General features: G+C 71.4%; 22 protein-coding genes and 1 tRNA gene. 11 read left to right on the top strand and 12 right to left on the bottom strand.

Going from position 1 to position 25,177, the window contains the following annotated elements:
- Positions 1-502 precede the first annotated feature (502 nt).
- Together H0E84_RS08140 and grxC are read right to left on the bottom strand one after the other, a co-directional pair.
- Positions 503-913 (bottom strand): carboxymuconolactone decarboxylase family protein, encoded by a 411-nt coding sequence (locus H0E84_RS08140; protein WP_180678131.1) that lies wholly within the window; start codon positions 911-913, stop codon positions 503-505.
- Positions 910-1,200 carry a glutaredoxin 3 gene (gene grxC, locus H0E84_RS08135; protein WP_180678130.1) on the bottom strand — a complete coding sequence of 97 codons (291 nt, stop codon included), beginning with the start codon at positions 1,198-1,200 and terminating at the stop codon, positions 910-912. The genes H0E84_RS08140 and grxC overlap by 4 nt, the downstream gene beginning before the upstream one ends.
- Before the next feature lie 200 nt (positions 1,201-1,400).
- On the opposite strand from grxC, the gene H0E84_RS08130 reads away from it, so the two are divergent.
- The 7 genes from H0E84_RS08130 to H0E84_RS08100 all read left to right on the top strand — a co-directional run bounded on the left by H0E84_RS08130 (position 1,401) and on the right by H0E84_RS08100 (position 11,478).
- Positions 1,401-3,056, top strand: a complete 1,656-nt coding sequence (locus H0E84_RS08130; RefSeq protein WP_180678148.1) for a M48 family metalloprotease — start codon at positions 1,401-1,403, stop codon at positions 3,054-3,056.
- 87 nt (positions 3,057-3,143) lie between these two features.
- Positions 3,144-3,833 (top strand): phosphate regulon transcriptional regulator PhoB, encoded by a 690-nt coding sequence (phoB, locus tag H0E84_RS08125; RefSeq protein ID WP_180678129.1) that lies wholly within the window; start codon positions 3,144-3,146, stop codon positions 3,831-3,833.
- 143 nt (positions 3,834-3,976) lie between these two features.
- Positions 3,977-5,335, top strand: coding sequence for a phosphate regulon sensor histidine kinase PhoR (phoR, locus tag H0E84_RS08120; RefSeq protein ID WP_180678128.1), 1,359 nt, complete (start codon positions 3,977-3,979; stop codon positions 5,333-5,335).
- A gap of 16 nt (positions 5,336-5,351) precedes the next feature.
- Entirely contained in the window at positions 5,352-7,457 is a 2,106-nt protein-coding gene (gene ppk1 / locus H0E84_RS08115; protein ID WP_180678147.1) for a polyphosphate kinase 1, read from the top strand.
- 20 nt (positions 7,458-7,477) lie between these two features.
- The gene (gene ppx / locus H0E84_RS08110) at positions 7,478-9,001 is read left to right on the top strand and encodes an exopolyphosphatase (protein ID WP_180678146.1); all 1,524 of its coding nucleotides are present in this window, start codon (positions 7,478-7,480) and stop codon (positions 8,999-9,001) included.
- Between the two features lie 112 nt (positions 9,002-9,113).
- Positions 9,114-9,590 (top strand): LEA/WHy family protein, encoded by a 477-nt coding sequence (locus tag H0E84_RS08105; protein ID WP_180678127.1) that lies wholly within the window; start codon positions 9,114-9,116, stop codon positions 9,588-9,590.
- A 97-nt stretch (positions 9,591-9,687) separates the two neighbouring features.
- A complete protein-coding gene (locus tag H0E84_RS08100) occupies positions 9,688-11,478 on the top strand; it encodes an acyl-CoA dehydrogenase C-terminal domain-containing protein (RefSeq protein ID WP_180678126.1) in 1,791 nt (596 codons plus the stop codon).
- 124 nt (positions 11,479-11,602) lie between these two features.
- On the opposite strand, the gene H0E84_RS08095 is transcribed toward H0E84_RS08100, so the two are convergent.
- Positions 11,603-12,406, bottom strand: a complete 804-nt coding sequence (locus H0E84_RS08095) for an isocitrate lyase/PEP mutase family protein (RefSeq protein ID WP_180678125.1) — start codon at positions 12,404-12,406, stop codon at positions 11,603-11,605.
- A gap of 133 nt (positions 12,407-12,539) precedes the next feature.
- On the opposite strand from H0E84_RS08095, the gene H0E84_RS08090 reads away from it, so the two are divergent.
- From H0E84_RS08090 to dxs, 4 genes are all read left to right on the top strand, one after another.
- On the top strand, positions 12,540-13,379 hold the full coding sequence (locus H0E84_RS08090) for a helix-turn-helix domain-containing protein (protein WP_180678124.1): 840 nt from the start codon (positions 12,540-12,542) through the stop codon (positions 13,377-13,379).
- A 295-nt stretch (positions 13,380-13,674) separates the two neighbouring features.
- The gene (locus tag H0E84_RS08085; RefSeq protein WP_425600474.1) at positions 13,675-14,187 is read left to right on the top strand and encodes an HNH endonuclease; all 513 of its coding nucleotides are present in this window, start codon (positions 13,675-13,677) and stop codon (positions 14,185-14,187) included.
- Positions 14,188-14,342: 155 nt separating this feature from the next.
- Positions 14,343-15,500: a hypothetical protein gene (locus H0E84_RS08080; protein ID WP_180678122.1), complete on the top strand. Its 1,158-nt coding sequence runs from the start codon at positions 14,343-14,345 to the stop codon at positions 15,498-15,500.
- A 75-nt stretch (positions 15,501-15,575) separates the two neighbouring features.
- The gene (gene dxs / locus H0E84_RS08075; protein WP_180678121.1) at positions 15,576-17,483 is read left to right on the top strand and encodes a 1-deoxy-D-xylulose-5-phosphate synthase; all 1,908 of its coding nucleotides are present in this window, start codon (positions 15,576-15,578) and stop codon (positions 17,481-17,483) included.
- Positions 17,484-17,532: 49 nt separating this feature from the next.
- On the opposite strand, the gene H0E84_RS08070 is transcribed toward dxs, so the two are convergent.
- The 9 genes from H0E84_RS08070 to rpmI form a co-directional block, all read right to left on the bottom strand.
- On the bottom strand, positions 17,533-18,597 hold the full coding sequence (locus H0E84_RS08070; RefSeq protein WP_180678120.1) for a TraB/GumN family protein: 1,065 nt from the start codon (positions 18,595-18,597) through the stop codon (positions 17,533-17,535).
- A 26-nt stretch (positions 18,598-18,623) separates the two neighbouring features.
- A complete protein-coding gene (locus H0E84_RS08065) occupies positions 18,624-19,094 on the bottom strand; it encodes a cupin domain-containing protein (protein ID WP_345776289.1) in 471 nt (156 codons plus the stop codon).
- A gap of 69 nt (positions 19,095-19,163) precedes the next feature.
- Positions 19,164-19,240: transfer RNA gene (locus tag H0E84_RS08060), tRNA-Pro, on the bottom strand.
- Positions 19,241-19,440: 200 nt separating this feature from the next.
- The gene (locus H0E84_RS08055) at positions 19,441-19,797 is read right to left on the bottom strand and encodes a MerR family transcriptional regulator (RefSeq protein ID WP_180678118.1); all 357 of its coding nucleotides are present in this window, start codon (positions 19,795-19,797) and stop codon (positions 19,441-19,443) included.
- Positions 19,790-20,092 carry an integration host factor subunit alpha gene (locus H0E84_RS08050; protein ID WP_180678117.1) on the bottom strand — a complete coding sequence of 101 codons (303 nt, stop codon included), beginning with the start codon at positions 20,090-20,092 and terminating at the stop codon, positions 19,790-19,792. Before H0E84_RS08050 ends, H0E84_RS08055 begins: the two co-directional genes overlap by 8 nt.
- Positions 20,093-20,111: 19 nt before the next feature.
- The gene (gene pheT / locus H0E84_RS08045; protein WP_180678116.1) at positions 20,112-22,520 is read right to left on the bottom strand and encodes a phenylalanine--tRNA ligase subunit beta; all 2,409 of its coding nucleotides are present in this window, start codon (positions 22,518-22,520) and stop codon (positions 20,112-20,114) included.
- Positions 22,521-22,620: 100 nt separating this feature from the next.
- A complete protein-coding gene (gene pheS / locus H0E84_RS08040; RefSeq protein ID WP_180678115.1) occupies positions 22,621-23,631 on the bottom strand; it encodes a phenylalanine--tRNA ligase subunit alpha in 1,011 nt (336 codons plus the stop codon).
- Between the two features lie 160 nt (positions 23,632-23,791).
- Positions 23,792-24,151, bottom strand: a complete 360-nt coding sequence (gene rplT / locus H0E84_RS08035) for a 50S ribosomal protein L20 (protein WP_180678114.1) — start codon at positions 24,149-24,151, stop codon at positions 23,792-23,794.
- A 12-nt stretch (positions 24,152-24,163) separates the two neighbouring features.
- The gene (rpmI, locus tag H0E84_RS08030; protein ID WP_180678113.1) at positions 24,164-24,361 is read right to left on the bottom strand and encodes a 50S ribosomal protein L35; all 198 of its coding nucleotides are present in this window, start codon (positions 24,359-24,361) and stop codon (positions 24,164-24,166) included.
- Between the last annotated feature and the right edge of the window lie 816 nt (positions 24,362-25,177).

Below are 25,177 nucleotides of genomic sequence, written 5' to 3'. Positions count from 1 at the left end.
CAGACCATGGATGGTCTGCGGCCCTGAGTCCGGCCATGGATGGCCGGACCGAAGGGCGGAGCAACACCCCCGGCGCGGCTCACGCCCCGCGCGGTGAATCGAAGGCGCTCTTCCAAGGAATCATCTGTCAGACACGGCTATTCGTTGGCGCCGCCCCGTGGCGACGGTGATGGATCCTCGCAACGGATGGAGCTGCCTGGCGCGGCCGGACCGAAAGGCGGAGCAATACCCCCGGCGCGGCTCACCCCCGCGCAGCCAACCGAAGGCGCTCTTCCAACGAACCAACTGCCAGACACGGCTATTCATTGGCGCAACACCGTGGCGACGGTGATGGATCCTCGCAACGGATGGGACTGCCTGGCGCGGATCCCCGCAACGGATAGCACTGCCTGGCGCCCCCGCCGCTGCTCACTCCCGCGGTCAACCGAAGCTGCTCTTGAAAGCACCGACCATCTGAAGCAGCTCTTCGCTCCGGCACCGCCCCCCGGGACGGATCGGTCGCTCAGCCGTGCCCGTGCGCTTCCGGCGGCTCCGGGACGGCGGGCGGCGGCGGAACGGTGCCGTCGAGGCGGTCGAGGAAATCCACCGCCCGGCGCATGTGCGGGATCACGATCGAACCGCCCACCACCAGGCCGACCGAGAACGCCTCGAACATCTCCTCGCGGCTCACCCCGGCCTCGCGGCACTGCGCGACGTGGTAGCCGATGCAGTCGTCGCAGCGCAGCACCAGCGAGGCCACCAGGCCGAGCAGCTCCTTGGTCTTCACGTCGAGCGCACCCGACCGGTAGGTCTGGGTGTCGAGCGCGAAGAAGCGCCGCACCACCTGGTTGGGCTCGGCCAGGATCCGCTCGTTCATGCGCCGGCGGTAGGCGTTGAAACCGGCGACCGGACCCTCGGGATCGGCACCGCTCATTCGGCCGCCCCCGAGATCAGGCGCTCGAACCCGCCGGCGCGGTGCAGCGCCATCATGTCGTCGTAGCCGCCGACGTGGGTTTCGCCGACGAAAATCTGCGGCACGCTGGTGCGCCGGGTCCGCGCCACCATTCGCTCGCGCGCCTGCGGATCGAGGTCGATCCGGACCTCCTTCCATTCCAGCCCGCGGCTCTTCAGGAAATTCTTGGCGGCCACGCAGTAGCCGCAGACGGCGCTGGTGTACACGATGATCTCGGGGGGCTGGGCGGGTTGGGCTGGGGCGTTCAAGCGGGTCTCCGGAAACTTGCGGCTGGCAGGATGGTCCTACAGTGGGTCCGCCCCCGCGGCATTTCCAGCCCGCCTCCGGATCCCGGCGGCCCAGACAGGAGCACCCGTGAGCGACGATGCGAATTAACGCCGGGTTCACGCCATGGATCGCCGTGGGCGGCATGCTGCGCCTGTCGTTTCCCACTCCCCTGCGGGCCGCAATGCGCTCCTTCCTGGTCGCCCTCGTCCTCTGCCTGGCCGTCGCCGGCGGCCACGCCGCGGCGCAGGACAACCGCCTGCCCGACATCGGCTCCTCCGCCGGCACCGTGCTCAGCCCGGCGCGGCAGGCCGAGTACGGAGAGATGCTGCTGGCGCAGCTGCGCCACTACGACATGGTTATGGAGGATCCCCTGGTCGACCAGTGGCTGCGCTCGACCGGCAACCGCCTGGCCTCGGCCAGCGACCAGCCGCGGCAGTCCTTCACCTTCTTCATGATGAAGGACCGCAGCATCAACGCCTTCGCCACCCTCGGCGGCTACATCGGCCTCAACGTCGGCCTGGTACTGACCGCGCAGAGCGAGGACGAAGTGGCCGCGGTCCTGGCGCACGAGATCGCCCACGTCACCCAGAACCACGTGCTGCGCGGCGCCGAGCGCGCCCAGCGCGACAGCATCCCGCTGCTGCTGGCGATGCTCGGCGCGATCGCGATCGCCTCGAGCAGCGACAGCAGCTCGTCCGGGGACGCGGCGATGGCGGCGGTCGCTTCCGCCCAGGGGCTGGCGATGCAGCGCCAGATCGACTACACCCGCTCCAACGAGTCGGAAGCCGATCGTCTCGGCATGCGCACCCTGGCGCGCAGCGGCTTCGACGTCGACGGCATGGCCGACATGTTCGAGCGCATGCAGGCCGCATCGCGCACCAACCAGGGCGGCGAGCGCGAGCGCATCCCCGACTACCTGCGCACCCACCCGGTCACCACCACCCGCATCGGCGAAGCCCGCCAGCGCGCGGAGCAGCTGCGCGGCAACGACAGCGTGCTGGCGACCACCGCCACGCCCGAAGCGATCCTCACCGAACGCGTTCCGCTGCCGGGGGGCAGCACCGCGGCCGCCGCCGCAGCGGCCGCCGGCACCTTCAACCCGCTGCTGCCCGGATCGCTGCGCGTGACCACCACCGGCCTGGGCTACGGCGACAGCGTGCAGTTCGGCTGGGCGCGCGAGCGCATGCGGGTGCTCAGCGCCAGCACCACCGGCGCGGCGGTCCGCGAATACGAGGGCATGCGCCGCTCCGGCGACTTCGACGACGCGAAGCGCTACGGCATGGCCCTTGCCCGCCTGCAGGCGGGCGAAGCGGCAGCGGCCGCCAGCCAGTTCGCCGCCCTGCTCGAGGACTACCCCGAGGACACCTGGCTGTCGCTGGGCCTGGCGGAGGCCGAGGCCCGCTCCGGGCGCCAGCGCGATGCCGATGCCCGCTTCGAGGCCCTGCTGCGGCGCATGCCCAACCACCGCGCCGTCGCCCTCACCTATGCCGGCGTGCTGGCCGAGCGCAATACCCCGGAGTCCGGGCGCCGCGCGCAGGAGCTGCTGCGCCCGATGCTGCGCTCGGCGTCGGACGATCCGCTGTTCCAGCGCACCTTCGCCCGGATCAGCGAGATCGCCGGCGACCCGGTGCGCGCCGGCGAAGCCTACGCCGAGGCGGACTTCCTCAGCGGTCGTGCCGAGCGCGCTCTGGTCCAGCTCAACACCCTGCGCAAGCGCGACGACCTCGACTACTACGCCCGCGCCCGCATCGATGCGCGGATCGCCGCGATCACCCCCACCGTGCTGGAGCTGCGGCGCCAGGGCGTGCGCGACGAGGACCTGCGCCGGCGGCGCTGACGGCGGGATCGTGGCGCCGCGGCGCCATGTCACGTACCGGTCACAAATCTGTCGTCTAATGCCCTCGACCGGCCAAGGCGACCCTTCATGCAGAAACGGATCCTGATCGTCGACGACGAGCCCGCCATCCGCGAGATGGTGGCCTTCGCGCTGCGCAAGGGCGACTTCGAGCCGGCCCACGCCGCGGACGCGCGCGAAGCGCAGTCGGCGATCGCCGACCGGGTCCCCGACCTGATCCTGCTCGACTGGATGCTGCCCGGGGTCAGCGGCCTGGAGCTGGCCCGCCGCTGGCGCCGCGAGGATCTCACCCGCGAGGTGCCGATCATCATGCTCACCGCTCGCGGCGAGGAGAACGACCGCGTCGGCGGCCTGGAAGCCGGCGTCGACGATTACGTGGTCAAGCCGTTCTCGGCGCGCGAGCTGCTGGCCCGGATCCGCGCGGTGATGCGGCGCTCGCGCGAGGACGACGAGGACGGCAGCATCAACGTCGGCCGCCTGCGCATCGACGGCGCCGCACACCGGGTCTTCGCCGGCGACGAGCCGGTCACCATCGGCCCCACCGAGTACCGGCTGCTGCATTTCTTCATGACCCACCCCGAACGCGTGTACTCGCGTTCGCAGCTGCTCGACCACGTCTGGGGCGGCAGCGTCTACGTCGAGGAACGCACGGTGGACGTGCACATCCGCCGCCTGCGCAAGACCCTCGAGCCGGTGCAGCTCGACGGGATGGTCCAGACGGTGCGGGGCTCCGGGTACCGGTTCTCGGCAGCGATGTGAAAGGGCGGGAATCGGGAATGGGGAATCGAAAAGGTACGGGCTGACGCTGCCGGCGCGGCTGCGTCGAGGCGAGCGAACGACAGGACGCTTATGATCCGCCTTGCCGATTCCCCTTTCACCAGTACCGGTTGCCGTCCCTGACCATGTCGCCCCGCCCCTCCTCAGGCTGGACCAGGACCCTGGGCCTGCTCGCCCTGATCCTGCTGGGCGCGCTCGCGCTGGGGCTGCTGGCCGGGCAGGTCTGGCCGGTGCTGACCGCGACGGCGCTGGGCGTGGTCGCCTGGCACTATTGGCGCCTGCGCAAGCTGCTGCTGCGGCTCACCTCGCACCGCCGGCTGCCGCCGGCCAGGGGCGAAGGCGTGTGGAACGAAGTCGACCGCCTGCTCCACCGCAGCCAGGACGACACCCGCAACCGCAAGCGCCGGCTGGTGCAGATGCTGCGCGCGTACCGCGCGGCCGCCGCGGCGCTGCCGGACGCGGTGGTGGTGCTGGAGCGCAACACCCAGCGCGTGCAATGGTTCAACGAGGCCTCCGCGGGGCTGCTCGGGCTGAACTACCCCGCGGACATCGACGCCCCCCTCGGCGAGCGCCTGCGGCCGCTGCCGATCGCGCACTGGCTGGCCAGCGGCCGTCACGCCGAACCGCTGCTGGACGTGCCTTCGCCCGTCGACCCTGCGCTGCGCCTGAGCATGCGCCTGATCCCCTACTCCCAGGAACTGTGGCTGCTGGTCGCGCGCGACGTCAGCAAGCTCATGCACCTCGAGCAGGTGCGCCGCGACTTCGTGGCGAACGTGTCGCACGAGCTGCGCACGCCGCTGACCGTGGTGCACGGCTACCTCGACATGCTCGACCCGGCCGACCAGCCGGAGTGGGCGCCGATCCTGGAGGAGATGCGGCGCCAATCGCAGCGCATGACCCAGCTGGTCGAGGACCTGCTGACGCTGTCGCGGCTGGAGGCCCAGGACACGGTCAGCGACGAGAGCGTCGGCATGACCTCGATGCTGGCCACCCTGCGGCGCGAGGCCGAGGCGCTGAGCAAGGGTCGCCACGCCATCGCCGTGCGCGACGAGGCCCAACTGGACCTGTGGGGCTCGACGCGCGAGCTGCACAGCGCGTTCTCGAACCTGGTGGCCAACGCGGTACGCTACACGCCGGCGCAGGGGCGCATCTCCATCGTCTTCGCGCGCCGCGAGGACGGCGTGGCGCTCTCGGTCGAGGACACCGGCTACGGCATCCCCGCCTCGCACCTGCCGCGGATCACCGAGCGCTTCTACCGGGTCTCGACCAGCCGCTCGCGCGAACTCGGCGGCACCGGCCTGGGCCTTGCGATCGTCAAGCACGTGCTGCAGTTGCACCAGGCGCGGCTGGAGATCGAGAGCGAGGTCGGCCGCGGCAGTATCTTTACCTGTGTCTTCTCCGCCGACCGCGCGCATCCGCGCGACGGCACCCGTTCTGGAGCAGGAAGTGAGCGCACGCAGCAATCCTCCACCCGCCAGGCGTAAGCCCGAGACGCCGCCGCTGCCGCGCGGCCCGCACGCGGCAGCGTCGCGGGCGGACGACCAGGCCCCGGGCGATCCGCTGTCCGACCCGGCGCTGTACTTCAACCGCGAGCTGTCGCAGCTCGACTTCAACTTCCGGGTGCTGGCCCAGGCCCAGGACGAGGCGGTGCCGCTGCTGGAGCGGCTGCGCTACCTGTGCATCTCCTGCACCAACCTGGACGAGTTCTTCGAGATCCGCGCCGCCACCGTGCGCCATGCGCAGGACTTCGGCATGCCCGGCGCCCCGGACGGCCTGGCGCCGTCGACGGTGCTGCGCCGCATCCACGAGCGCGCGGCCAGCCTGGTCGAGGCGCAATACCGCTGCTGGAACGAACTGCTGCGCCCCGCCCTCAACGACGCGGGGGTGCGCATCCTCGGCCGCGAGAAATGGAACGCACGGCAGAAGCGCTGGCTGCGCACCTACTTCCGCGACGAGATCATGCCGGTGCTGTCGCCGCTCGGCCTCGATCCGGCGCACCCGTTCCCGAAGATCCTCAACAAGTCGCTGAACATCGTGGTGGTGCTCAAGGGCAAGGACGCCTTCGGCCGCAGCGGCCACCTGGCCATCGTGCGCGCGCCGCGCTCGCTGCCGCGGATCATCCAGCTGCCGGAGCGGGTGTCCGGCGGCGAGCACGACTTCGTGTTCCTGTCCTCGGTGCTGTCCGAATTCGTCGACGAGCTGTTCCCGGGGATGCGGGTCAAGGGCGCGTACCAGTTCCGGGTGACGCGCAACTCCGAGCTGATCGTCGACGAGGAGGAGGTCGAGAACCTGGCGCTGGCGCTGCGCGACGAGCTGATCGGGCGCGGCTACCTGCGGGCGATGCGGCTGGAGATCGCCGCCGACTGCCCCAGGCCGATCGTGCGCACGCTGCTGGAGAACTTCGAGCTGCCGGAGAACGCCGTCTACCGCATCGACGGCGCCGTCAACCTCAACCGGGTGATCCAGGTCTACGACCTGGTGCAGCGGCCCGACCTCAAGTTTCCGCCGTTCCAGCCGCGCCAGCTGCCCGGCAGCGACGCGATGTTCGAACTGCTGTCCGAGCGCGACGTGCTGCTGCACCACCCGTTCGATGCGTTCACGCCGGTGCTGGAGCTGATCCGCCAGGCCGCCGAGGACCCCAACGTCCTGGCGATCAAGCAGACCCTGTACCGCACCGGCAAGGACTCGGCGATCGTCGAGCACCTGGTGCAGGCGGCGCGCAACGGCAAGGACGTCACCGTGGTGGTGGAGCTGCGCGCGCGCTTCGACGAGGAGGCCAACCTCGGCCTGGCCGACCGCCTGCAGGAGGCTGGCGTCCAGGTGGTGTACGGGGTGGTCGGCTACAAGACCCACGCCAAGATGCTGCTGATCGTGCGCCGCGAGGGGCGCCGCCTGTGCCGCTACGTGCATCTGGGCACCGGCAACTACCATTCCGGCACGGCGCGCGCCTACACCGACCTGGGCCTGCTGACCTCCGATCCGCAGATCGGCGAGGACGTGCACCAGATCTTCCAGCAGCTCTCCGGCCTGGCACCGCTGATCCGGCTCCACCACCTGCTGCAGTCGCCGTTCACCCTGCATCCCGGGCTGCTCGAACGAATCGCGCGCGAGGCGCAGCACGCCCGCGACGGCCGCCCGGCGCGGATCATCGCCAAGATGAACGCGCTCAACGAGCCGCAGGTGATCCGCGCGCTCTACGCCGCCTCCCAGGCGGGGGTCCGGATCGACCTGATCGTGCGCGGCGCCTGCACCCTGCGCCCGGGCGTGGAGGGCATCTCCGACAACATCCGCGTGGTCTCGATCGTCGGCCGTTTCCTCGAGCACCATCGCGTGTACTGGTTCACCAACGACGGGCAGCAGGAGCTGTACTGCGCCAGCGCCGACTGGCTGGAGCGCAACCTGCTGCACCGGGTCGAAACCTGCTTTCCGGTGCTGGACGCGGCGCTGGCCGGACGCGTGCGCGAGGAAGCGCTCAACAACTACCTGGCCGACAATCTCAACGCCTGGGAACTGCAGGCCGACGGCGCCTACCGCAAGCTCGCCCCCGCCGACGATGCGATGCCGCACTCGGCGCAATCCTGGCTGCTGGCGAAACTCTGCGGATGACCGGCCCGCACACCCTGACGATGGCCGGTTCGCTGGCCGACCCGCTCGAGGACGGCGACCTGCTGGCCGCCATCGACCTCGGCTCCAACAGCTTCCACATGGTGGTGGCCCGCTACACGCTCGGGCACCTGCGCATCGTCGACCGCCTCCGCGAGACCGTGCGCCTGGGCGAGGGCCTGGACGGCAAGGGCGACCTGCAGCCGGAGGCGCGGCAGCGCGCGCTCGGCTGCCTGTCGCGCTTCGGCCAGCGCATCCGCGACATCCCGCCGCAGCGGGTGCGCGCGCTGGCCACCAATGCGGTGCGCCAGCTGGCCGCGCCGCAGGCTTTCCTGGTGCCGGCCGAGGACGCACTCGGCCATGCCATCGAAGTGATCTCCGGCCGGGAGGAGGCGCGCCTGGTCTATCTCGGCGTGGCCCATGCCCAGCCACCCAGGCCCGGCCACCGCCGGCTGGTGATCGACATCGGCGGCGGCTCCACCGAATGCATCATCGGCGCAGGCTTCGACACGATCGAGCGCGAGAGCCTGCAGGTCGGCTGCATCTCCACCACCAGGCGCTTCTTCGGCAGCGGCAAGCTGTCGCGCCGACGCTGGCGCGAGGCGCTGGCCGAGGTGTCGGTGGAGTTCCAGCAGTTCGCCGCCGCCTACCGCGAACTGGGCTGGCAGGAGGCGCTGGGGGCCTCCGGCACCAACAAGGCGATCGGGCAAATCATCGCGGCGATGAAGCTCACCAAGGGCGCGGTGATCGCCGAGGCGCTGCCCCAGGTGCGCGACCGGCTGCTCGCCGCCGACCGAATCGACGCGATCGAGCTGCCGGGGCTTTCGGCGGAACGGCGGCCGGTGATCGCCGGCGGACTGCTGGTGCTGGAGGCGGCGTTCCAGACGCTCGGCCTGCAGCGCATGGCGGTGAGCAAGGCCGCGCTGCGCGAAGGCGTGCTCTACGACATGCTTGGCCGCGGCGGCGAGGACGACCCGCGCGAGACCGCGATCGCCGCGGTCACGCTGCGCTACGGCATCGATGCCGCGCAGGCCGCGCGCGTGGAGCAGACCGCGATCCGCCTGTTCGAGCAGGTCGCGCGCGCCTGGCAGCTCGGCGCGGACGACCTGCTGATGCTGGGCTGGGCCGCGCGCCTGCACGAGCTCGGCCTCACCATCGCCCACAGCCAGTACCACGTCCATGGCGGCTACGTGCTCGAGCACTCCGACATCCCCGGCTTCTCCCGCCAGGAGCAGCAGTTCCTCGCTGCGCTGGTACGCACCCACCGGCGCAAGGTGCCCAGGAGCGCCTTCGACGCCCTGCCCGAGCGCCTGCTGGCGCCGGCGCGCCGGGTCAGCGTGCTGCTGCGGCTGGCGGTGCTGCTCAACCGCGCGCAGGAGCCGCAGCCGATTCCGCGCCTGGATGCCATGGCCGCCGGCGAACGGCTGACCCTGCGCATGGACCGCCGCTGGCTGGAAGCCCGGCCGCTGCTGAGCACCGACCTGGCGGGCGAACCGGCGGACATCGCCGCGCTGGGCATCGACCTGCGCATCGAGGCGACCGACTGACCGCCGCAGGCGGCGCGCGCGCGGGCTCCACGGGCCGTCTTCGCGCCGGCATCGCGGATGCCGTGCCGCAGCGATCGGGTATCCTGCCGGCAGACAATCCTGGAGCTTCGGCATGGTCCGTTCGCACACCTTCCTGGCCTGGATCGCCTGCCTGCTGCTGGTCGCCTGCAGCAGCGGACCGGTCCGCCGCATCTCCGAGCCGGCAGCCAGCATCCAGCAGCTCAGCGTCGACGCCGACGGCGGCTGGTCGGTGGACCTGCGCGTGCAGAACTACAGCAGCATCGCGATGCGCTTCGACACCCTGCGGCTGGAGCTCACCGCCGGAGATACCGCCGCCGGCACGCTGGAAGCCGCGCCGCAGCTGTCGATCGCCGGCGCGTCGGCGGACGTGGTCACCCTGCAGCTGACGCCGACGGCGGAAGCGCGAATCCTGCTCGCCGACGCGCTCGCCGGCGGCCGCACCCTGCCCTACGCACTGCGCGGCGAACTGGGCGCGGCGCCCGCCGACCGCGGCCGGGCGCGCGACTACCGCATCGACCGCAACGGGGTGCTCAGCCCGGTCCCCGGCCTGCCCGGCGTGCTGCGCTGAAGCAGCCCGGACGAGAACGGCGCCTCGCCGCCGACGGCGCGATCGCCCGTATCGCGCACCACGCTTCCTGCCTGCCCATCCGACGAAGCCCACCGCCATGAGCACCTACAAAGCCCCCCTTGCCGACATCCGCTTCGCTCTGTTCGACGTGCTGCAGGCCGAAACGCTGTTCTCCCGGCTCGGCCGCTCCGAGGCCACGCGCGATGTGATCGACGCGGTGCTGGAGGAAGGCGCGCGCTTCAACGAGACCGTGCTGGCGCCGCTCAACCGCATCGGCGACGAGATCGGCTGCAGCTACGACAAGGCCACCGGCGCGGTGACCACGCCGCCGGGGTTCCGCGAAGCCTACGCGCAGTACGTCGAGGGCGGCTGGGCCGGACTCACCGCGCCCGAGCGCTTCGGCGGCCAGGGCCTGCCGCATGCGCTCGGCACCGCGCTCAAGGAGATGATCGACGCCGCCAACCTCGCCTGGGGCAACTTCCCGCTGCTCTCGCACGGCGCCACCGAGGCGCTGCTGCAACACGGCGAGCCCTGGCAGCAGGAGGTGTTTCTCAAGCCGCTGGTGGACGGCCGCTGGACCGGCACCATGTGCCTGACCGAGCCGCACTGCGGCACCGACCTCGGCCTGCTGCGCACCCGCGCCGCGCCGGCCGAAGACGGGAGCTACGCCGTCTCCGGCACCAAGATCTTCATCACCGCCGGCGAGCACGACCTCACCGACAACATCGTCCACCTGGTGCTGGCGCGGCTGCCCGATGCGCCGACCGGCAGCCGCGGCATCTCGATGTTCATCGTGCCCAAGCTGCGCGTCGATCGCGACGGCAACGTCGGTGGCGCCAACGGCGTGCGCTGCGGCGCGATCGAACACAAGATGGGCATCCATGGCTCGTCGACCTGCGTGCTCAACCTCGACGACGCCCAGGGCTGGCTGATCGGCCAGCCCCACAAGGGCCTCGCCGCCATGTTCACCATGATGAACACCGCGCGGCTGGCGGTCGGGCTGCAGGGCCTCGGGCTGTCCGACCGCGCCTACCAGAACGCATTGCGCTACGCCCGCGAGCGCCTGCAGATGCGCTCGCTGTCCGGGCCCAAGTTTCCCGACAGGCCGGCCGACCCGATCATCGTCCACCCCGACGTGCGCCGCATGCTGCTGACCTGCAAGGCGCTGATCGAGGGCGGGCGCCTGCTCGGCTACCACGCCTCGAGCCTGCTCGATGTCATCGAGCACGGCGGCGACGACGACGAGCGCGCGCAGGCCGACGCCCTGCTCGGCTTCCTCACCCCGATCGTCAAGGCCTGCCTGACCGAGTGGGGCGTGGAGTGCACCTACCACGCACTGCAGTGCTTCGGCGGCCACGGCTACATCGCCGAGCACGGCATGGAGCAGCTGGCGCGCGATGCCCGCATCACCACCCTCTACGAGGGCACCACCGGCATCCAGGCGCTGGACCTGGTGGGCCGCAAGATCATGCAGCTGCAGGGCGCCGGCCTGAAGGCGTTCCTGGAGCTGATCGAGGGGTTCTGCAGCGAACACGAGGGCAATCCGGACCTGGCCGAGTTCGTCGCCCCGCTGCGCGACAAGGCCGGCGAATGGCAGCGGATGACCCAGGAGATCGGCGGCCGGGCGATGGCCGATCCCGAAGAAATCGGCGCGGCCAGCGTCGACTACCTGTTCTACTCCGGGTACGTCGCCCTGGCCTACTGGTGGGCGCGCAGCGTCGCCGCGGCGCAGACCTCGTCGCAGCCGGACGCGTTCAAGGACGCCAAGCTGCAGACCGCGCGCTTCTACTACGCCCGCATCCTGCCGCGCACCCTCGCCCACAAGGCCGCGATCGACAGCGGCGCGGCGCCGCTGATGGCGCTGCAGGCGGACCGTTTCGACGCCTGACCGGCCGGTGACGCCGCGACTGCCGGCCGGGCTCGGATCCGCAAGCTCCGGCCGGCCGGCCGGGAGGGAGTGAGGCCGGACCCGGCGCCCGCCGGTCGCGCCCCCGGCCGCCGGGCCGACCGCACTACCGGTTGGCGAGCAGATCGTTCATCGCCGCATGGCGCCCGGCCGCGCCGAACAGCCGGCCGTCCCAGGTGCCGGTCAGCACGTCCCGTGCGAGCTTGCCGGCGAGGTCGTACGCGGCCTCGGCGATCCATGCACCGGCACTGAGCCGGCGCACGCCCAGCGCGCGCAACTCGTCCAGGGGCGGCAGACCGGGGAGCAGCATCAGGTTCAGGGGCAGCGGCGCGATGCCCTTCGCGACCGTCGCGATGGCGGCGGCTTCGACCAGCCCCGGCACGAACAGCCCGTCGGCACCGGCGGCGCGATAGCCTTCGGCGCGGCGCAGGACCTCCTCCACCGCGGCCGGGCCGCTCGCGAGACCGCGCAGGTACACGTCGGTGCGCGCGTTGACGAAGACGGCCACGCCGTCGCGGCTCGCGCGCGCCCGGACCGCTTCGATCTTGGCCGCCAGCCGCTCGGGCGTGCCGAGACCGTCCTCGAGATTGATTCCGGCGGCCCCCGCACCGGCGATGCGCGCGACGGTCGCGGCGACGGCGGCGGGGTCGTCGGCGTAGCCGCCCTCCATGTCCACGGTCAGCGGCACCGCAACCACCCGGGCGATGGCCTCGACCGCCGCCGCCAGCCTGTCTGGGGGCAGCAGGTCGCCATCGGGGTAGCCATTGGCCCAGGCCATGCCGGCGCTGGTGGTCGCGATCGCCCTGGCGCCCAGGCTCTCGACCAGCCTGGCGCTGCCGGCGTCCCAGGCATTGGCCAGCATCAGCGGCTCCGGGCCCTGGTGCAGGACGTGGAAGGGGGAATCGTTCATGGCCGTGCTCCTGGACGGGATGGGAAACGGCATGCTCGGCCGTGCAGGTAGCGGTTTCAATGCCGCGTCTGGTCATGCCGTGATGACCTCCGAGGTCATCGTCGCGACGACCACGTCCGCGTACCATCCCGCCATGCGAACCCAGCCCGTTCCGGCCCATCCGCAGGCGCCCGCGATCGGCGCCCTGTTGCGCGAGTGGCGCGCGGCGCGGCGGCTGAGCCAGCTCGATCTCGCGCTCGAGGTCGGGGTCTCGGCGCGCCACCTCAGCTGCGTCGAGACCGGCAAGGCGCAGCCGGGGCGGGAGCTGGTCGCGCGGCTCGCCGACACGCTCGACATGCCGCTGCGCGAGCGCAACGCGCTGATGGTCGCCGCCGGCTACGCGCCCCGCTATCCGGAATCCTCGCTGGCCACCGGCGAACTGGCGCAGGTGCGGCGCGCAGTCGAGTTCATCCTCGCCCAGCAGGAGCCGTACCCGGCCTTCGTCGTCAACCGCCGCTGGGACGTGCTGCAGTCCAACGCCGCCGCCGCGCGCGTCAACCGCTTCGTCCTCGGCGGCCGCGACAGTGCGCACGACAACATGATCCGGCAGTTCTTCGATCCCGGCGACCTGCGCCCGGCGGTCGTCAACTGGAACGAGGTGGCCGGTGACCTGATCCGCCACCTGCACGACCGGGTAGCGACGGTCCCCACCGATCTCGGAGCGCGCGCACTGCTCGAAGAGGCGCTGGCGTATCCCGGGGTGCCGCGCAGCTGGCACACGCGCCAGCTCGACTCCGCTCCCTCGCCGCTGCTGACCACGGTGTTCAGGCGCGGGACGCAGGAACTGCGCTTCTTCTCCGCGATCACCGTCTTCGCTACTCCGCGCGACATCACCCTGGACGAGATGCACATCGAGTGCTGCTTCCCGGTCGATGAGGCCACCGCTGCGCTGTGCCGCCACCTGGCCGGGGACCAGCTGGAGCGGCGCGGCTGATCCGCTTCGTCGGCCGGAAGTGGCGGCGTCCGCCGTTCCCGCGCTCGTCCGCGCGACCGGCACCACGCAACCCGCCGTCCAGCCGTCGGCGCGGAATACACAAAACATCAACGTTCGGGTATAAGCTGTCGCCCCAATGAAGGGCGACAGAGCGAAGCTCCAGCTGCTCACCGCCGGTTCCGGCCGCGGCCCGGCCGACGCTTGCGCCGCCGCCCTCGTCCGGCCCCCGCCCCTCGCCCGGCTCGATAGCGTCCGCCTGCTGTCGCTCGACGCCCACGGCCGCGTGCTCGACTGGATGAGCTGGCAGGACGCGGCCTGCCTGTACGCGCGCGAGGCGGTGGCCTGGACCCTCGGCGATCCCTGCCTGCACGTGCGCGGCGGGATCAGCCGCAGCAGCGGCGAGCGCAGCGTGATGCCGCTGCACCCGATCATCGCCGCACGCGGCCATGCCCGCGCCAAGGCGCTCGACCCGACCCCGGCGCTCACCAACGCGGCGCTGTTCGCGCGCGACCAGTTCCTGTGCCTGTACTGCGGCAACCACTGCCACCGCCAGCAGCTCACCCGCGACCACGTCATGCCGCTCTCGCAGGGCGGACGCGACCACTGGGAGAACGTGGTATCGGCCTGCTTCCAGTGCAACTCGCGCAAGGGCGGCCGAACCCCGGCGCAGGCCTCCATGCCCCTGCTCGCAGTGCCTTACCGGCCCAGCTGGATCGAGCACCTGATCCTCTCCAACCGCAACATCCTCGCCGACCAGATGGCCTTCCTGACCTCGCAGCTGCCGAAGAAGAAGCGCCGCTCCGGTTGACGCTCTGGCCCCGCCTCGACCCACCGGCTCACCGGGCGTCCGCCACGCCCGGCGACGCGCGGAGCCGGCACCCTCTCCGCACGGGCCGCGCGCGGACTGCCCGCGGCCGCGTCTCAGGCTAAACTCGCCGTTTCCCGATCCGCGAGCGCCGCAGCATGGCTTTGACCATCGGCTTCACCAGCATGGACCAGGCAACCGAGACCGCGCTGCGCGCGGCCTTCGCCGATGCCAATGCGGAACTCCACGCGCATTTCTCGCTGGTGCCGGAAACCACCGCCGACTACGTGGTCATCGACATGGACAGCATGTACGGCCCGATGGGGTGGCTGCGCCTGCATGCGGCCGGCAAACAGGTGGTCGGCCTGACCGCCGCCCCACGCACCCAGGCCGACTTCCGCCTCGGGCGTCCCTTCGACACGGTGATGGTGATCGGCCTGCTGCGCGAGATCGCGGCGAAGGCCGGCATCGACCTCGCCGCGGAACCGACCGCGACGGAGACGGAGACGGCGCCGCCGCCCATGGCGGAACCCCGGCAGCCGCAGCCTCCGCCGCCTTCGGATGCCGCCCCGGCACCGTCTGCGGAGGAACCGGAGGCCGGCGCCGCCGCCGCGTCGGAAGCGCCCGGGCAGCCGTCGCCGGACCTGCCGGAATCGGGAGGCTCGACCGCGGAACCGGCCGCACCGCCATCCCCGCTGCCGCTGCGCCATGCCGCCCCCGCCCCGACCCCGGCCCCCGCCCTCGCCCGCGACCCGGTGCTGGCCGACTGGCTGCAGCCGGGTGCCCTGTCCGGCCGCCGCCGGTATCGGCGCGGCAGCGGCCCGGAGCTGTGGATCGACCTCGGCACCCGCGAGTACCACGGCCCCGCGCTGCTCAAGCCGCTGGCGGGGTACTTCGAAGGCACCGTGCGCGAAGAGGATCTGGAACGGGTCGACGACCAGGCCTGGGCCACCGGCATCGCGGCGGCGGGCGATGCGCAGCCGCTGTCGCGGCTGGTCTGGCTGGGCGGCCTGTCCGCCGGCAAGGGCGAGCTGCTGCCCGGCAACGACCCCGACGGGCGCTACCGGCTCACCAAGTGGTCGCAGACCGAGCGCGAGTACCCGCGGCATTTCCGCATCGCCACCGCGATGATGCGCGGTCCGGCGACCCTCGCCGAGATCGCCGAGGCCAGCAGCACCCCGCTGCCCGAGGTCGCCGACTTCATCAACGCCAACCTCGCCACCGGCTTCGCCGAACTCGTGCCCGAGCCGGAGCCGGAGCCGGAGAGCCCGGCGCGCTCCGGCGGCTTCTTCGGCCGCCTGCGCCGCAAACCCTGAACCGTGCCGGCGCGGAGCCTCGCCGCCGCGCCGGCTTTCCTTGCCCGTCACGGCGGCGGGGGCGAAAATGGCCGGATGATCGATTCCACGCGCTATCCGCGCCTGTCCCGCATCGACTCCCCGGCCGAACTGCGCGCCTTCGAGGAAAGCGAACTCCCGGCGATCGCCGAGGAGCTGCGCGCCTACCTGATCGAATCGGTCGGCCGCAGCGGCGGGCATTTCGGTGCCGGCCTGGGCGTGATCGAGCTGACCACGGCCCTGCACTACCTCTACGACACCCCCGAGGACCGCATCGTCTGGGACGTCGGCCACCAGTGCTATCCGCACAAGATCCTCACCGGCCGCCGCGACGCCATCCACACGGTCAAGCAGAAGGACGGCGTGGCGCCGTTCCCCAAGCGCGAGGAATCCGGCTACGACGTCTTCGGCGTCGGCCATTCCAGCACCTCGATCTCGGCCGCGCTGGGCATGGCGATCGCCAATGCCCGGGCCGGCAACCAGCGCAGGGTGGTGGCGGTGATCGGCGACGGCGCGATGACCGCGGGCATGGCCTACGAGGCGCTCAACCACGCCGGCGGCATGGAGCCCGAACCCGACCTGCTGGTGGTGCTCAACGACAACCGCATGTCGATCAGCGAGAACGTCGGCGGCCTGACCCGCATGCTCGGCAGGATGACCGGCAGCAAGACCCTCAACGCCCTGCGCGAGGGCGGCAAGAAGCTGCTCGGCGACAAGAACAGCCCCCCGGCCCGGTTCGTGCGCCGCTGGGAGGAGCACTGGAAGGGCATGTTCGTGCCGTCCACGCTGTTCGAGGAAATGGGCTTCCACTACACCGGCCCGATCGACGGCCACGACGTCAAGGCGCTGGTCGGCGCGCTGAAGACACTGCGCACCCTCAAGGGCCCGCAACTGCTGCACGTCATCACCACCAAGGGCAAGGGCTACGAACTCGCCGAGGGCGACCAGATCGGCTACCACGCGGTCTCGCCGTTCGATCCCTCGCAAGGCGTGGTCGCCAAGGCGGGCAGGAAGAAGCCGACCTATACCGACGTCTTCGGCGACTGGATCTGCGACATGGCCGCGGCCGACGAAGGCCTCCTGGGGATCACCCCGGCGATGCGCGAAGGCTCCGGCCTGGTGCGCTTCAGCCGCGAATACCCGGAGCGCTATTTCGACGTCGCCATCGCCGAGCAGCATGCCGTCACCCTGGCGGCGGGCATGGCCTGCGAGGGCGCCAAGCCGGTGGTGGCGATCTACTCCACCTTCCTGCAGCGCGGCTACGACCAATTGGTCCACGACGTGGCGATCCAGAAACTCGACGTGCTGTTCGCGATCGACCGCGGCGGCGTGGTCGGCCCGGACGGCGCCACCCACGCCGGCAACCTCGATCTCTCCTTCCTGCGCTGCGTGCCCAACATGGTGGTGATGGCGCCGGCCGACGAGGACGAATGCCGGCGCATGCTCTCCACCGGCTATCGGCATGAAGGCCCGGCCGCGGTGCGCTACCCGCGTGGCGCCGGCCCCGGTGTCCCGGTCCAGGCATCGCTCGACACTCTGCCCATCGGCAAGGCGCAGGTGCGCAGGCGCGGCTCGCGCATCGCCCTGCTCGCCTTCGGCGCGATCGTGCCGGCCGCCGAGGCGGTCGGCGAGGAGTTGGGGCTGACGGTGGTCAACATGCGCTTCGTCAAGCCGCTGGACCGGGCGCTGGTGCTGGAACTGGCGCGCTCGCACGAAGGCTTCGTCACCCTCGAGGACAACGTGATCATGGGCGGCGCAGGCTCGGCCGTGGCCGAGTGCCTCAACGCCGAAGGCATCGTGCTGCCGGTGCTGCACCTGGGCCTGCCCGACGCGTTCCAGCACCACGCCAGCCGCGAGGACCTGCTGGCCGAGGCAGGACTGGACGCCGCCGGGATCCGCGCCGCGGTGCTGGAACGCTGGCCGGACCTCGCAGGCGACAGCGGGACGCGCGCTGCGATCGGCTGAACGGTCCGCGGCCCGGCTCGCGGCCCGGCCGGACCGGCGGGCCCTTCGGTCATGGCTCCTCGACCGCGTAGCCCCGGGCCTGCAGGCGCGCCAGCAGCCCGTCCTCGCGCACCAGCGTCGACACCGGCAGGCTGGCGAAGGTGGACGCGTTCCTGGCCAGCGCCGCTTCGGCCGCTTCCAGCCACAGGTCGCCCAGCTGCCTGCGGAAGTTTTCCATGCCCAGCCGCCGCGCCAGCCCGGTCTCGGTGATGGCGCGGATGCACACCACGTACTGTTCGTCGTACGGCGCGGCACGCAGCGCCGCGATGTCGCCCAGCGCCCAGGCATTGGCGCGCTCGCGCATCGCGTCCAGGTCGGTCTCGATGCGCGCCAGCGTTCGCTCGAAGCAGTCGGTGTCGGCCAGCGGGCCCTCGTTGAATTCGCGGATCGCGTCCTTCGGATCGTCGACGACGATCGCCAGCTGCACGGGCGTGCGCGGCACGCGGTGGCGTTTCGCGGCGCGCTCGACCACCGGCGCGACCACGCCGTCCAGGGTCATTCCCGAGCGGCGGATGGCCGCCTCGTAGAGCTCCTGCGCGGCGAAGAGCGGACGCCAGCGTTCCACGCCACGGTTGCGGCCCAGGTAGCGCGCCTTGAGCGGCACCCAGCGCGCGTAGATCTCGGCCGGAACGCTTTCCTCCAGGCTGAGCCCGTCCGGATTGCGCCGCGCCTTGAGCAGCGACGGCACCAGCAGCAGGCTGCGGAACGTGCCGAGTCCCGAACGCATCGCCATCGAGGGCGGATCCAACACCTCCTGCGAGGCCGCGACGATCCCCTCCACCTCGTCCGACATCCACTGCATGCGGCGTGGCAGCGGCGCCACGGTGCCGAGGATCCACAGCACCCGGCCGTCGCGCGAGACCTTCCACAGCCCCGGCCCCGGCTGGATCCCGGAGACGACCAGTGCCTCCATGTCGACGATACCGTCGTCGGCGGCTGCGGGCTGTTCGGGCTGTTCGGGCTGTTCGGCCGGTTCAGCCGGTGCGGCTGGTGCGGCCGATGCGGCACCGTCCGCGACCTGCGCGGACGCGCCCAGGGAGAAGACCAGGAGCAGGCACAGCAGCACTGTGGGCATGATCGGTCTCCTTGGGCGACGGGCTTTCAATGGAACGCGTCCAGACGGCGAAGTTCCCCGCTCACGGGGTGGCCCTCGCCGGCAAGTTCGAAACCCGCCCAGGCGAACCCGGGCGAGACCGTGCACAGCGCCAGCGCGTACCGGCCCAGCGGGCGCGCCGCCTGCCAGATGCCGGCGGGCACCACCGCCACCCGTCGCATTCCCGCGCCCGCGCCAAGCCGCTGGCGAAGCAGCCCGGCGCCGGCCGGGTCGAAGCGGAGCAGTTCCAGGGCGTCACCGCCATGCCAGTGCCACACTTCCTCGGCGTCGATGCGATGCCAGAGGCTGCGCTGGCCCGCGGCGAGCAGGTAACGGATGGCGCTCAGCGCCGGACGGCCGCCTTGCGGATCGCCCGCACCGGCCGCGGAGGTGTAGACGCGCCGGTAGTGCCCTCCCTCCGGATGGGGCTGCAGCCCCAGGGAGCGGATGAGTTCAGCCGTGTCCACCGCAGACGCGATCACGGCCGCCTGGCATCCCGGGCCGCTGCGGAAACGCGACGGCCCGCACATGGCGGGCCGTGATGGAATTGGTCGGGGTGGCCGGATTCGAACCGACGACCACCTGTCCCCCAGACAGGTGCGCTACCAGGCTGCGCTACACCCCGACATGTGTCGTGTCCGCACTGGGCGGACGCCGATTGTAGCGGGATTGACCCGCCTTTGTAGAGCGGAGCTTGCTCCGCTGCTCCCGGCGCCGGAGCCCGTTCCCGAACTGCGACCGAAGCCGGCGCAGGAACCAGAGCCCGACCACCGCAGCCGAGCGAGCCCGGATCCATGGAGCGGGCCGCCAGGCGCGCGGCCCGGGTCAGCGCCGCAGGAGCTGCAGGATGTCCTCCAGCTCCATCCGCACCTGGCGCACGATCTGGCTGCTCAGCGCCGACTCCTGCTTGGCGCCGTCGCCCTCCAGGCGCAGCCGCGCGCCACCGATGGTATAGCCCTGTTCGTACAGCAGCGCGCGGATCTGCCGCACCATCAGCACGTCGTGACGCTGGTAGTAGCGGCGGTTGCCGCGGCGCTTGACCGGGCTCAGGCCGGGGAACTCGGTCTCCCAGTAGCGCAGCACGTGCGGCTTGACGTCGCACAGCTCGCTCACCTCGCCGATGGTGAAATAGCGCTTGGCCGGGATCGGCGGAAGCTCGCGGTTGCTACCGGGATCAAGCATGCGCCGCCCCGCCGTAGGCCTCTACGCGTTCCTTCAGCTTCTGGCCGGGGCGGAAGGTGACCACGGTGCGCGCGGAGATCGGAATCTCCTCGCCGGTCTTGGGATTGCGCCCCGGGCGTTCGTTCTTGCGCCGCAGGTCGAAGTTGCCGAAGCCCGAGAGCTTGACCTGACGCCCGCTCTGCAGCGCCTCGCGCAGCGCGTCGAAGAACGCGTCGACGAATTCCTTCGCCTCGCGCTTGTTGAGGCCGACCTCCTCGTAGAGTCGCTCGGCCATTTCCGCCTTGGTCAATGCCATGCTGCTCCCCGGGGCACCATCAGCTTCGGATACTCGCACCGTACTCGTCCCGCAGCGCGGCGATGACGCGTTCCGTCACGGCCTCCGCGTCGCGGTCGGTCAGAGTGCGCGATTTGTCCTGCAGAATCAAGCCGATGGCCAGGCTCTTGCAACCGCTTTCGACCCCCTTGCCCTGGTAACGGTCGAACAGGCGCAGCCCGGCCAGCAATGGCCCCGCAGCCTTGCGGACACAGGCGTCCAACGCCGCCCACGGCACCTGCTGCGGGGCGACGAACGCGAGGTCCCGGCGGACGGACGGGAACCGCGCCGGCGCCTCGGCCACCGGCAGCGCGCGCTGCTGCAGCGGCGCGAGATCGAGCTCGAAGGCCACCGCGCGATGGTCGAGACCCAGCTCGGCCAGCAGCCGCGGATGCAGTTCGCCGATCCAGCCGACCGCAACGCCGTCGCGGAATACGTCGGCCGAACGCCCCGGGTGCCCGTAAGGGCGCTGCGAGGGGCGGAACTCCAGCGCCGCACCGGCACAGGCGGCCAGGCTCTCCAGATCCCCGCGAAGGTCGTGGAAATCCACTTCGCGCGCTTCGCTGCCCCACTGCTCGGCGGCGGCAGCGCCCATCGCCACCGCCGCGATCCGCGCGATCTCCACCGGCGCCGTGGTTTCCGCGGTACCCGATTGCCGATTCCCGATTCCCGATTCCCGGCTCCCGAACACCTTGCCGATCTCGAACAGCCGCACCCGCGCCTGCTGCCGCGCGGCGTTGCGCGCCAGCGCATCCACCAGCCCGGGAAGCAGCATCGTGCGCATCGCCCCGAGTTCGGCGCTGAGCGGATTGGCCAGCGCGACCGCTCCCTCGGCCGCGTTCCAACGCGCGAGCAGCGCCGCGTCGACGAAGGCATAGTTCACCGCCTCCAGGTAGTCGCGCGCCACCAGCTGGCGGCGCAGGTCCGCCTCCGGCGCCAGGCCCTCGCCCGGGCCTGCCAGCCGCGTGGCCCCGCCCGGCAGGGTCGCGGGAATGCGATCGTAGCCGTGGATGCGCGCGATCTCCTCGATCAGGTCCTCCTCGATCGCCAGGTCGAAGCGGCGCGCCGGCGCGGTCACCCGCCAGCCGTCGGTCTCGGCTTCCACGGCCAGGCCGAGCGCGCGCAGGATGCGCTCGGCCTCGGCATCGGCGATCCCCAGTCCCAGCACCCGCGCCAGCCGCGCGCGCCGCAGCGCGATCGTGCGCGGCGGCGGCAGATGCCCGGGCAGCACCGCCTCGGTGACCGGCCCCGGGCGGCCGCCGGCGGCCTCCAGGATCAGCCGGGTAGCCATCTCGATCGCCTGGCGCGGCAGCTCGGGATCCACCCCGCGCTCGAAGCGATGTGCGGCGTCGGTCTGCATGCCGAGCCGGCGGGCGCGGCCGATCACGGCGGCGGGCGCGAAGTGCGCAGCCTCAAGGAACACGCTGCGGGTGGCGTCGCCGACGCGGGTATCGTCGCCGCCCATCACCCCGGCCAGGGCCACGGCGCGCCCGGCGTCGGTGACCACCAGGAAACCATCGTCGAGGACCACGTCGCGGCCGTCGAGCAGCCGCAGCGCCTCGCCGGCGCGGGCGCGACGCACGCCGACCGGACCCTGCAGGCGGTCGCGGTCGAAGGCATGCATCGGCTGCCCCAGCGCGAGCATCACGTACTGGGTCACGTCGACCAGGAAGCTGACCGGGCGCACGCCGCTGCGGCGCAGGCGCTCGGCCATCCACGGCGGGGTGGCGCGGGTGGCGTCGACGTCGCAGATCACCCGGCCGAGGTAGCGCGGCGCGTCGGCGCCCGCATCGAGGCGGACCTCGAGCTCGGCATCGGTCTGCGCAGGGACCGGGTCGATGCCGTCTTCGACGATCTCGCTGCCGCAGGCGGCGGCGACGTCGAAGGCGATGCCGCGGATACCGAAACAGTCGGCGCGGTTGGGGGTGAGCTTGAGTTCGAAGGTGGCGTCCGGCAGCCCGAGGTGCTCCGCCAGCGGCATGCCGGGGCGGGCGTCGTCCGGCAGTTCCATCAGCCCGGACCCGTCTCCGTCCAGGCCCAGCTCGCGCGCCGAGCACAGCATGCCGTTCGACTCGACGCCGCGCAGTTTCGCCGCTTCGATGGTGAGTTCGCCGATGCGGCTGCCGACCATCGCCAGCGGCGCCGCCAGGCCCACGCGCGCATTGGGCGCGCCGCAGACGATCTGCAACGGCGCGTCCAGTCCGGCATCGACCTGGCAGACCTGCAGGCGGTCCGCCTGGGGGTGCTTCTCCGCGGCGACGATGCGCGCGACCAGCACTCCCTCCAGGGCCTCTCCCAGCGGCACGACCTCCTCGACCTCCAGGCCGATCGCGGTCAGCGTGGCGGCGAGCTCCTCGCGCGTTGCATCGATGCCGACGTGTTGGCGGAGCCAGTTTTCGCTGAATTTCATGTTGAAGAGCCGGGAATCGGGAATCGGAAATCGGGAATCGGGAGGCTGGAGTCGGGGCGGCTTGCGCCATTCCCGATTCTCCATTCCCGGTTCCCGGCCGTCAGGCGAACTGCCTGAGGAACCGCACGTCGTTGTCGAAGAACGCGCGCAGGTCGCCGACGCCGTAGCGCAGCATCGCCAGGCGCTCGACGCCCATGCCGAAGGCGAAGCCGGTGTGGCGCTCCGGGTCGATGCCGACGTTGCGCAGCACGTTCGGATGCACCATGCCGCAGCCGAGCACCTCGAGCCAGCGGGTCGAGCCGTCCGGCTGCTGCCAGGCGATGTCGACCTCCGCGGAGGGCTCGGTGAAGGGGAAGTAGCTCGGACGGAAGCGCATCTCGAAGTCGCGCTCGAAGAACGCCCGCACGAACTCGACGAGGGTGCCCTTGAGGTCGGCGAAGCTCGCCCGGTCGTCGACCAGCAGGCCCTCGCACTGGTGGAACATCGGGGTGTGGGTCTGGTCGGAGTCGGAGCGGTACACCTTGCCCAGGGCGATCATCCGCAGCGGCGGCGCGTGATCGGCCATGTAGCGCACCTGCACGCCCGAGGTGTGGGTGCGCAGCAGCCGGGCGACGCCGCTGCCGTCGTCGGTCGTGTAGAAGGTGTCGTGCATCGCCCGCGCCGGATGGTGCGGCGGGAAGTTCAGCGCCTCGAAGTTGTGCCAGTCGTCCTCGATCTCGGGGCCGTCGGCGAGTTCGTAGCCCAGGCGGCCGAAGATGTCGGCGATCCGTTCGATGGTGCGGCTGACCGGGTGCAGCCCGCCGCGCGTGGCGTCGCGCCCCGGCAGGGTGACGTCGATCGTTTCCTCGGCGAGCCTGGCGTCGAGCGCCGCGCTGTCCAGCGCCCGGCGCCGCTCGGCCAGTGCCTGGCCGACGGCATCGCGGACACGGTTGATCCCGGCACCGGCGGCCTTGCGCTCCTCGGCAGGCAGGGCGCCCAGCGATTTCAGTTGCGCGGTGATGCTGCCGCTCTTGCCGAGCAGCGCCACCCGCAGCGCCTCGAGCGCCTCGGGGGTCCGCGCCGCGGCGATGTCGGCCAGCGCCTGTGTCTCGATCTGCTCGATCCCGCTCATCCGCCGATGTTCCTTCGTTCCCCGTCGGCGCGCGGCCTGCCCGTTGCGGGAAGGCGTCGGCCCGGCCGGTAGCGCAAAAAACAATGGGGAAGGACCTGCGCCCTTCCCCACCTGTCCCGACGGCGAGCCGTCGATACCGCTGTGCGTGGAGACGGCGGCCTCAGGCCGCCAAAGCGCCCTTCGCCTTCTCGGCCAGGGCCGCAAACCCGGTCGCGTCGTGCACGGCGATGTCCGCCAGCACCTTGCGGTCCAGGGTGATGCCGGCCTTGGACAGGCCGTTCATGAAGCGGCTGTAGCTCATGCCGTTGATCCGGGCCGCGGCGTTGATCCGGGTGATCCACAGCGAGCGGAAATTGCGTTTCTTCTGCTTGCGGCCGATGTAGGCGTACTGCTGGGCCTTGATCACCGCCTGCTTGGCGACGCGGAAGACCTTGCGGCGCGCGTTGTAGTAGCCCTTGGCGAGCTTCAGGACCTTCTTGTGACGACGGCGTGCGGTGACGCCCCGTTTTACTCGTGCCATGGTTCAGCCTCCTCAGAGATAGGGCAACATGCGGTCCAGACGGCCGGCATCCTCGGCGCGGACGTGGTTCGTCTGCCGGAGGTTGCGCTTCCGCTTGGTCGCCATCTTGGTGAGGATATGGCTGCGATTGGCGTGGCCCGCCTTGTACTTGCCGGAAGCGGTCTTCCGGAAACGCTTGGCCGCGCCCCGATGGGTCTTGATCTTGGGCATTGCGATGTCCTTGTGGGTCTTGCTGCGACTGGCGCGGGCGGCGGCCTGGCGGCCACGCTTTCCATCCTGCCCTGGCCGGTGGTAAGCCTTTGATCCCCAAGGGAATCGCGGCGGGTCCTGGGTGTTGCGCACGACAACCCGGCGAACCGGGCCGGCCATTATGCAGGCCAGGGGTTTCGCTTGCAAATCAGCCGGTTGGAGCTCGGCCCCGGCGCAGGCCCCGCTCGCTTCGACAGGGCCTGTGAGTCGCGACGCTACGCCATAGAGCGACTTCGGTCTGGTGTGCGGGGCGTGAGCCGCGCCCGGGTGTTGCTCCGCCCTTCGGTCCAGCCGCGCCAGGTAGTTCCATCCGTTGCGGGGATACGTCACCGTCGCCACGGGGCGGCGTCAGTGAATCGCCGTATCTGGCGGTTAGCTCGTTCAAGAGCGGCTCCGGTCGACCGCGCCAGGCAGCCCCATCCGCTGCGGGGATCCATCACCGTCGCCACGGTTCTGCGCCAATGAGTAGCTACGTCTGGCAACTGGTTCTTTGGAAGAGCGCCTTCGGTTGGCCGCGCGGGGCGAGAGCCGCGCCGGGGGTGTTACTCCGCCCTTCGGTCCGGCCATCCATGGCCGGACTCAGGGCCGCTGCACATCCATGTGCAGCTCTCCGCAACACCCCCGGCGCGACTCCCGCTTGACCGATAGTCGGCATCGGGTGGGTGGGCTGCCGGAGATCCGAAAGGGAATGACCGGTGCGGCGCCCGGCGCTCTGTCGGAAGCTCCCGCGCAGCGTCCAGGGCCGGTGCGGCGTCCCGGTGCGGGACCGTCGACGCC

Origin of the sequence: Luteimonas salinisoli (genome assembly GCF_013425525.1) — a bacterium.
Lineage (GTDB): Bacteria > Pseudomonadota > Gammaproteobacteria > Xanthomonadales > Xanthomonadaceae > Luteimonas > Luteimonas salinisoli.
Note: the sequence above shows the minus strand (reverse complement) of the source record. Positions and strands in the feature narration are given on the sequence as shown.

What these genes read in the sequence shown, in the direction of transcription:
- H0E84_RS08130 (WP_180678148.1), top strand. Translation starts at nt 1,401, where the DNA reads ATGCGCTCCTTCCTGGTCGCCCTCGTCCTCTGCCTGGCCGTCGCCGGC.
- H0E84_RS08090 (WP_180678124.1), top strand. Translation starts at nt 12,540, where the DNA reads ATGCGAACCCAGCCCGTTCCGGCCCATCCGCAGGCGCCCGCGATCGGC.
- H0E84_RS08055 (WP_180678118.1), bottom strand. Translation starts at nt 19,797, where the DNA reads ATGCTTGATCCCGGTAGCAACCGCGAGCTTCCGCCGATCCCGGCCAAG.
- pheT (WP_180678116.1), bottom strand. Translation starts at nt 22,520, where the DNA reads ATGAAATTCAGCGAAAACTGGCTCCGCCAACACGTCGGCATCGATGCA.
- H0E84_RS08100 (WP_180678126.1), top strand. Translation starts at nt 9,688, where the DNA reads ATGAGCACCTACAAAGCCCCCCTTGCCGACATCCGCTTCGCTCTGTTC.
- H0E84_RS08070 (WP_180678120.1), bottom strand. Translation starts at nt 18,597, where the DNA reads ATGCCCACAGTGCTGCTGTGCCTGCTCCTGGTCTTCTCCCTGGGCGCG.
- phoB (WP_180678129.1), top strand. Translation starts at nt 3,144, where the DNA reads ATGCAGAAACGGATCCTGATCGTCGACGACGAGCCCGCCATCCGCGAG.
- H0E84_RS08140 (WP_180678131.1), bottom strand. Translation starts at nt 913, where the DNA reads ATGAGCGGTGCCGATCCCGAGGGTCCGGTCGCCGGTTTCAACGCCTAC.
- H0E84_RS08105 (WP_180678127.1), top strand. Translation starts at nt 9,114, where the DNA reads ATGGTCCGTTCGCACACCTTCCTGGCCTGGATCGCCTGCCTGCTGCTG.
- pheS (WP_180678115.1), bottom strand. Translation starts at nt 23,631, where the DNA reads ATGAGCGGGATCGAGCAGATCGAGACACAGGCGCTGGCCGACATCGCC.
- rplT (WP_180678114.1), bottom strand. Translation starts at nt 24,151, where the DNA reads ATGGCACGAGTAAAACGGGGCGTCACCGCACGCCGTCGTCACAAGAAG.
- H0E84_RS08080 (WP_180678122.1), top strand. Translation starts at nt 14,343, where the DNA reads ATGGCTTTGACCATCGGCTTCACCAGCATGGACCAGGCAACCGAGACC.
- H0E84_RS08085 (WP_425600474.1), top strand. Translation starts at nt 13,675, where the DNA reads ATGAGCTGGCAGGACGCGGCCTGCCTGTACGCGCGCGAGGCGGTGGCC.
- ppx (WP_180678146.1), top strand. Translation starts at nt 7,478, where the DNA reads ATGGCCGGTTCGCTGGCCGACCCGCTCGAGGACGGCGACCTGCTGGCC.
- H0E84_RS08050 (WP_180678117.1), bottom strand. Translation starts at nt 20,092, where the DNA reads ATGGCATTGACCAAGGCGGAAATGGCCGAGCGACTCTACGAGGAGGTC.
- dxs (WP_180678121.1), top strand. Translation starts at nt 15,576, where the DNA reads ATGATCGATTCCACGCGCTATCCGCGCCTGTCCCGCATCGACTCCCCG.
- phoR (WP_180678128.1), top strand. Translation starts at nt 3,977, where the DNA reads ATGTCGCCCCGCCCCTCCTCAGGCTGGACCAGGACCCTGGGCCTGCTC.
- rpmI (WP_180678113.1), bottom strand. Translation starts at nt 24,361, where the DNA reads ATGCCCAAGATCAAGACCCATCGGGGCGCGGCCAAGCGTTTCCGGAAG.
- H0E84_RS08095 (WP_180678125.1), bottom strand. Translation starts at nt 12,406, where the DNA reads ATGAACGATTCCCCCTTCCACGTCCTGCACCAGGGCCCGGAGCCGCTG.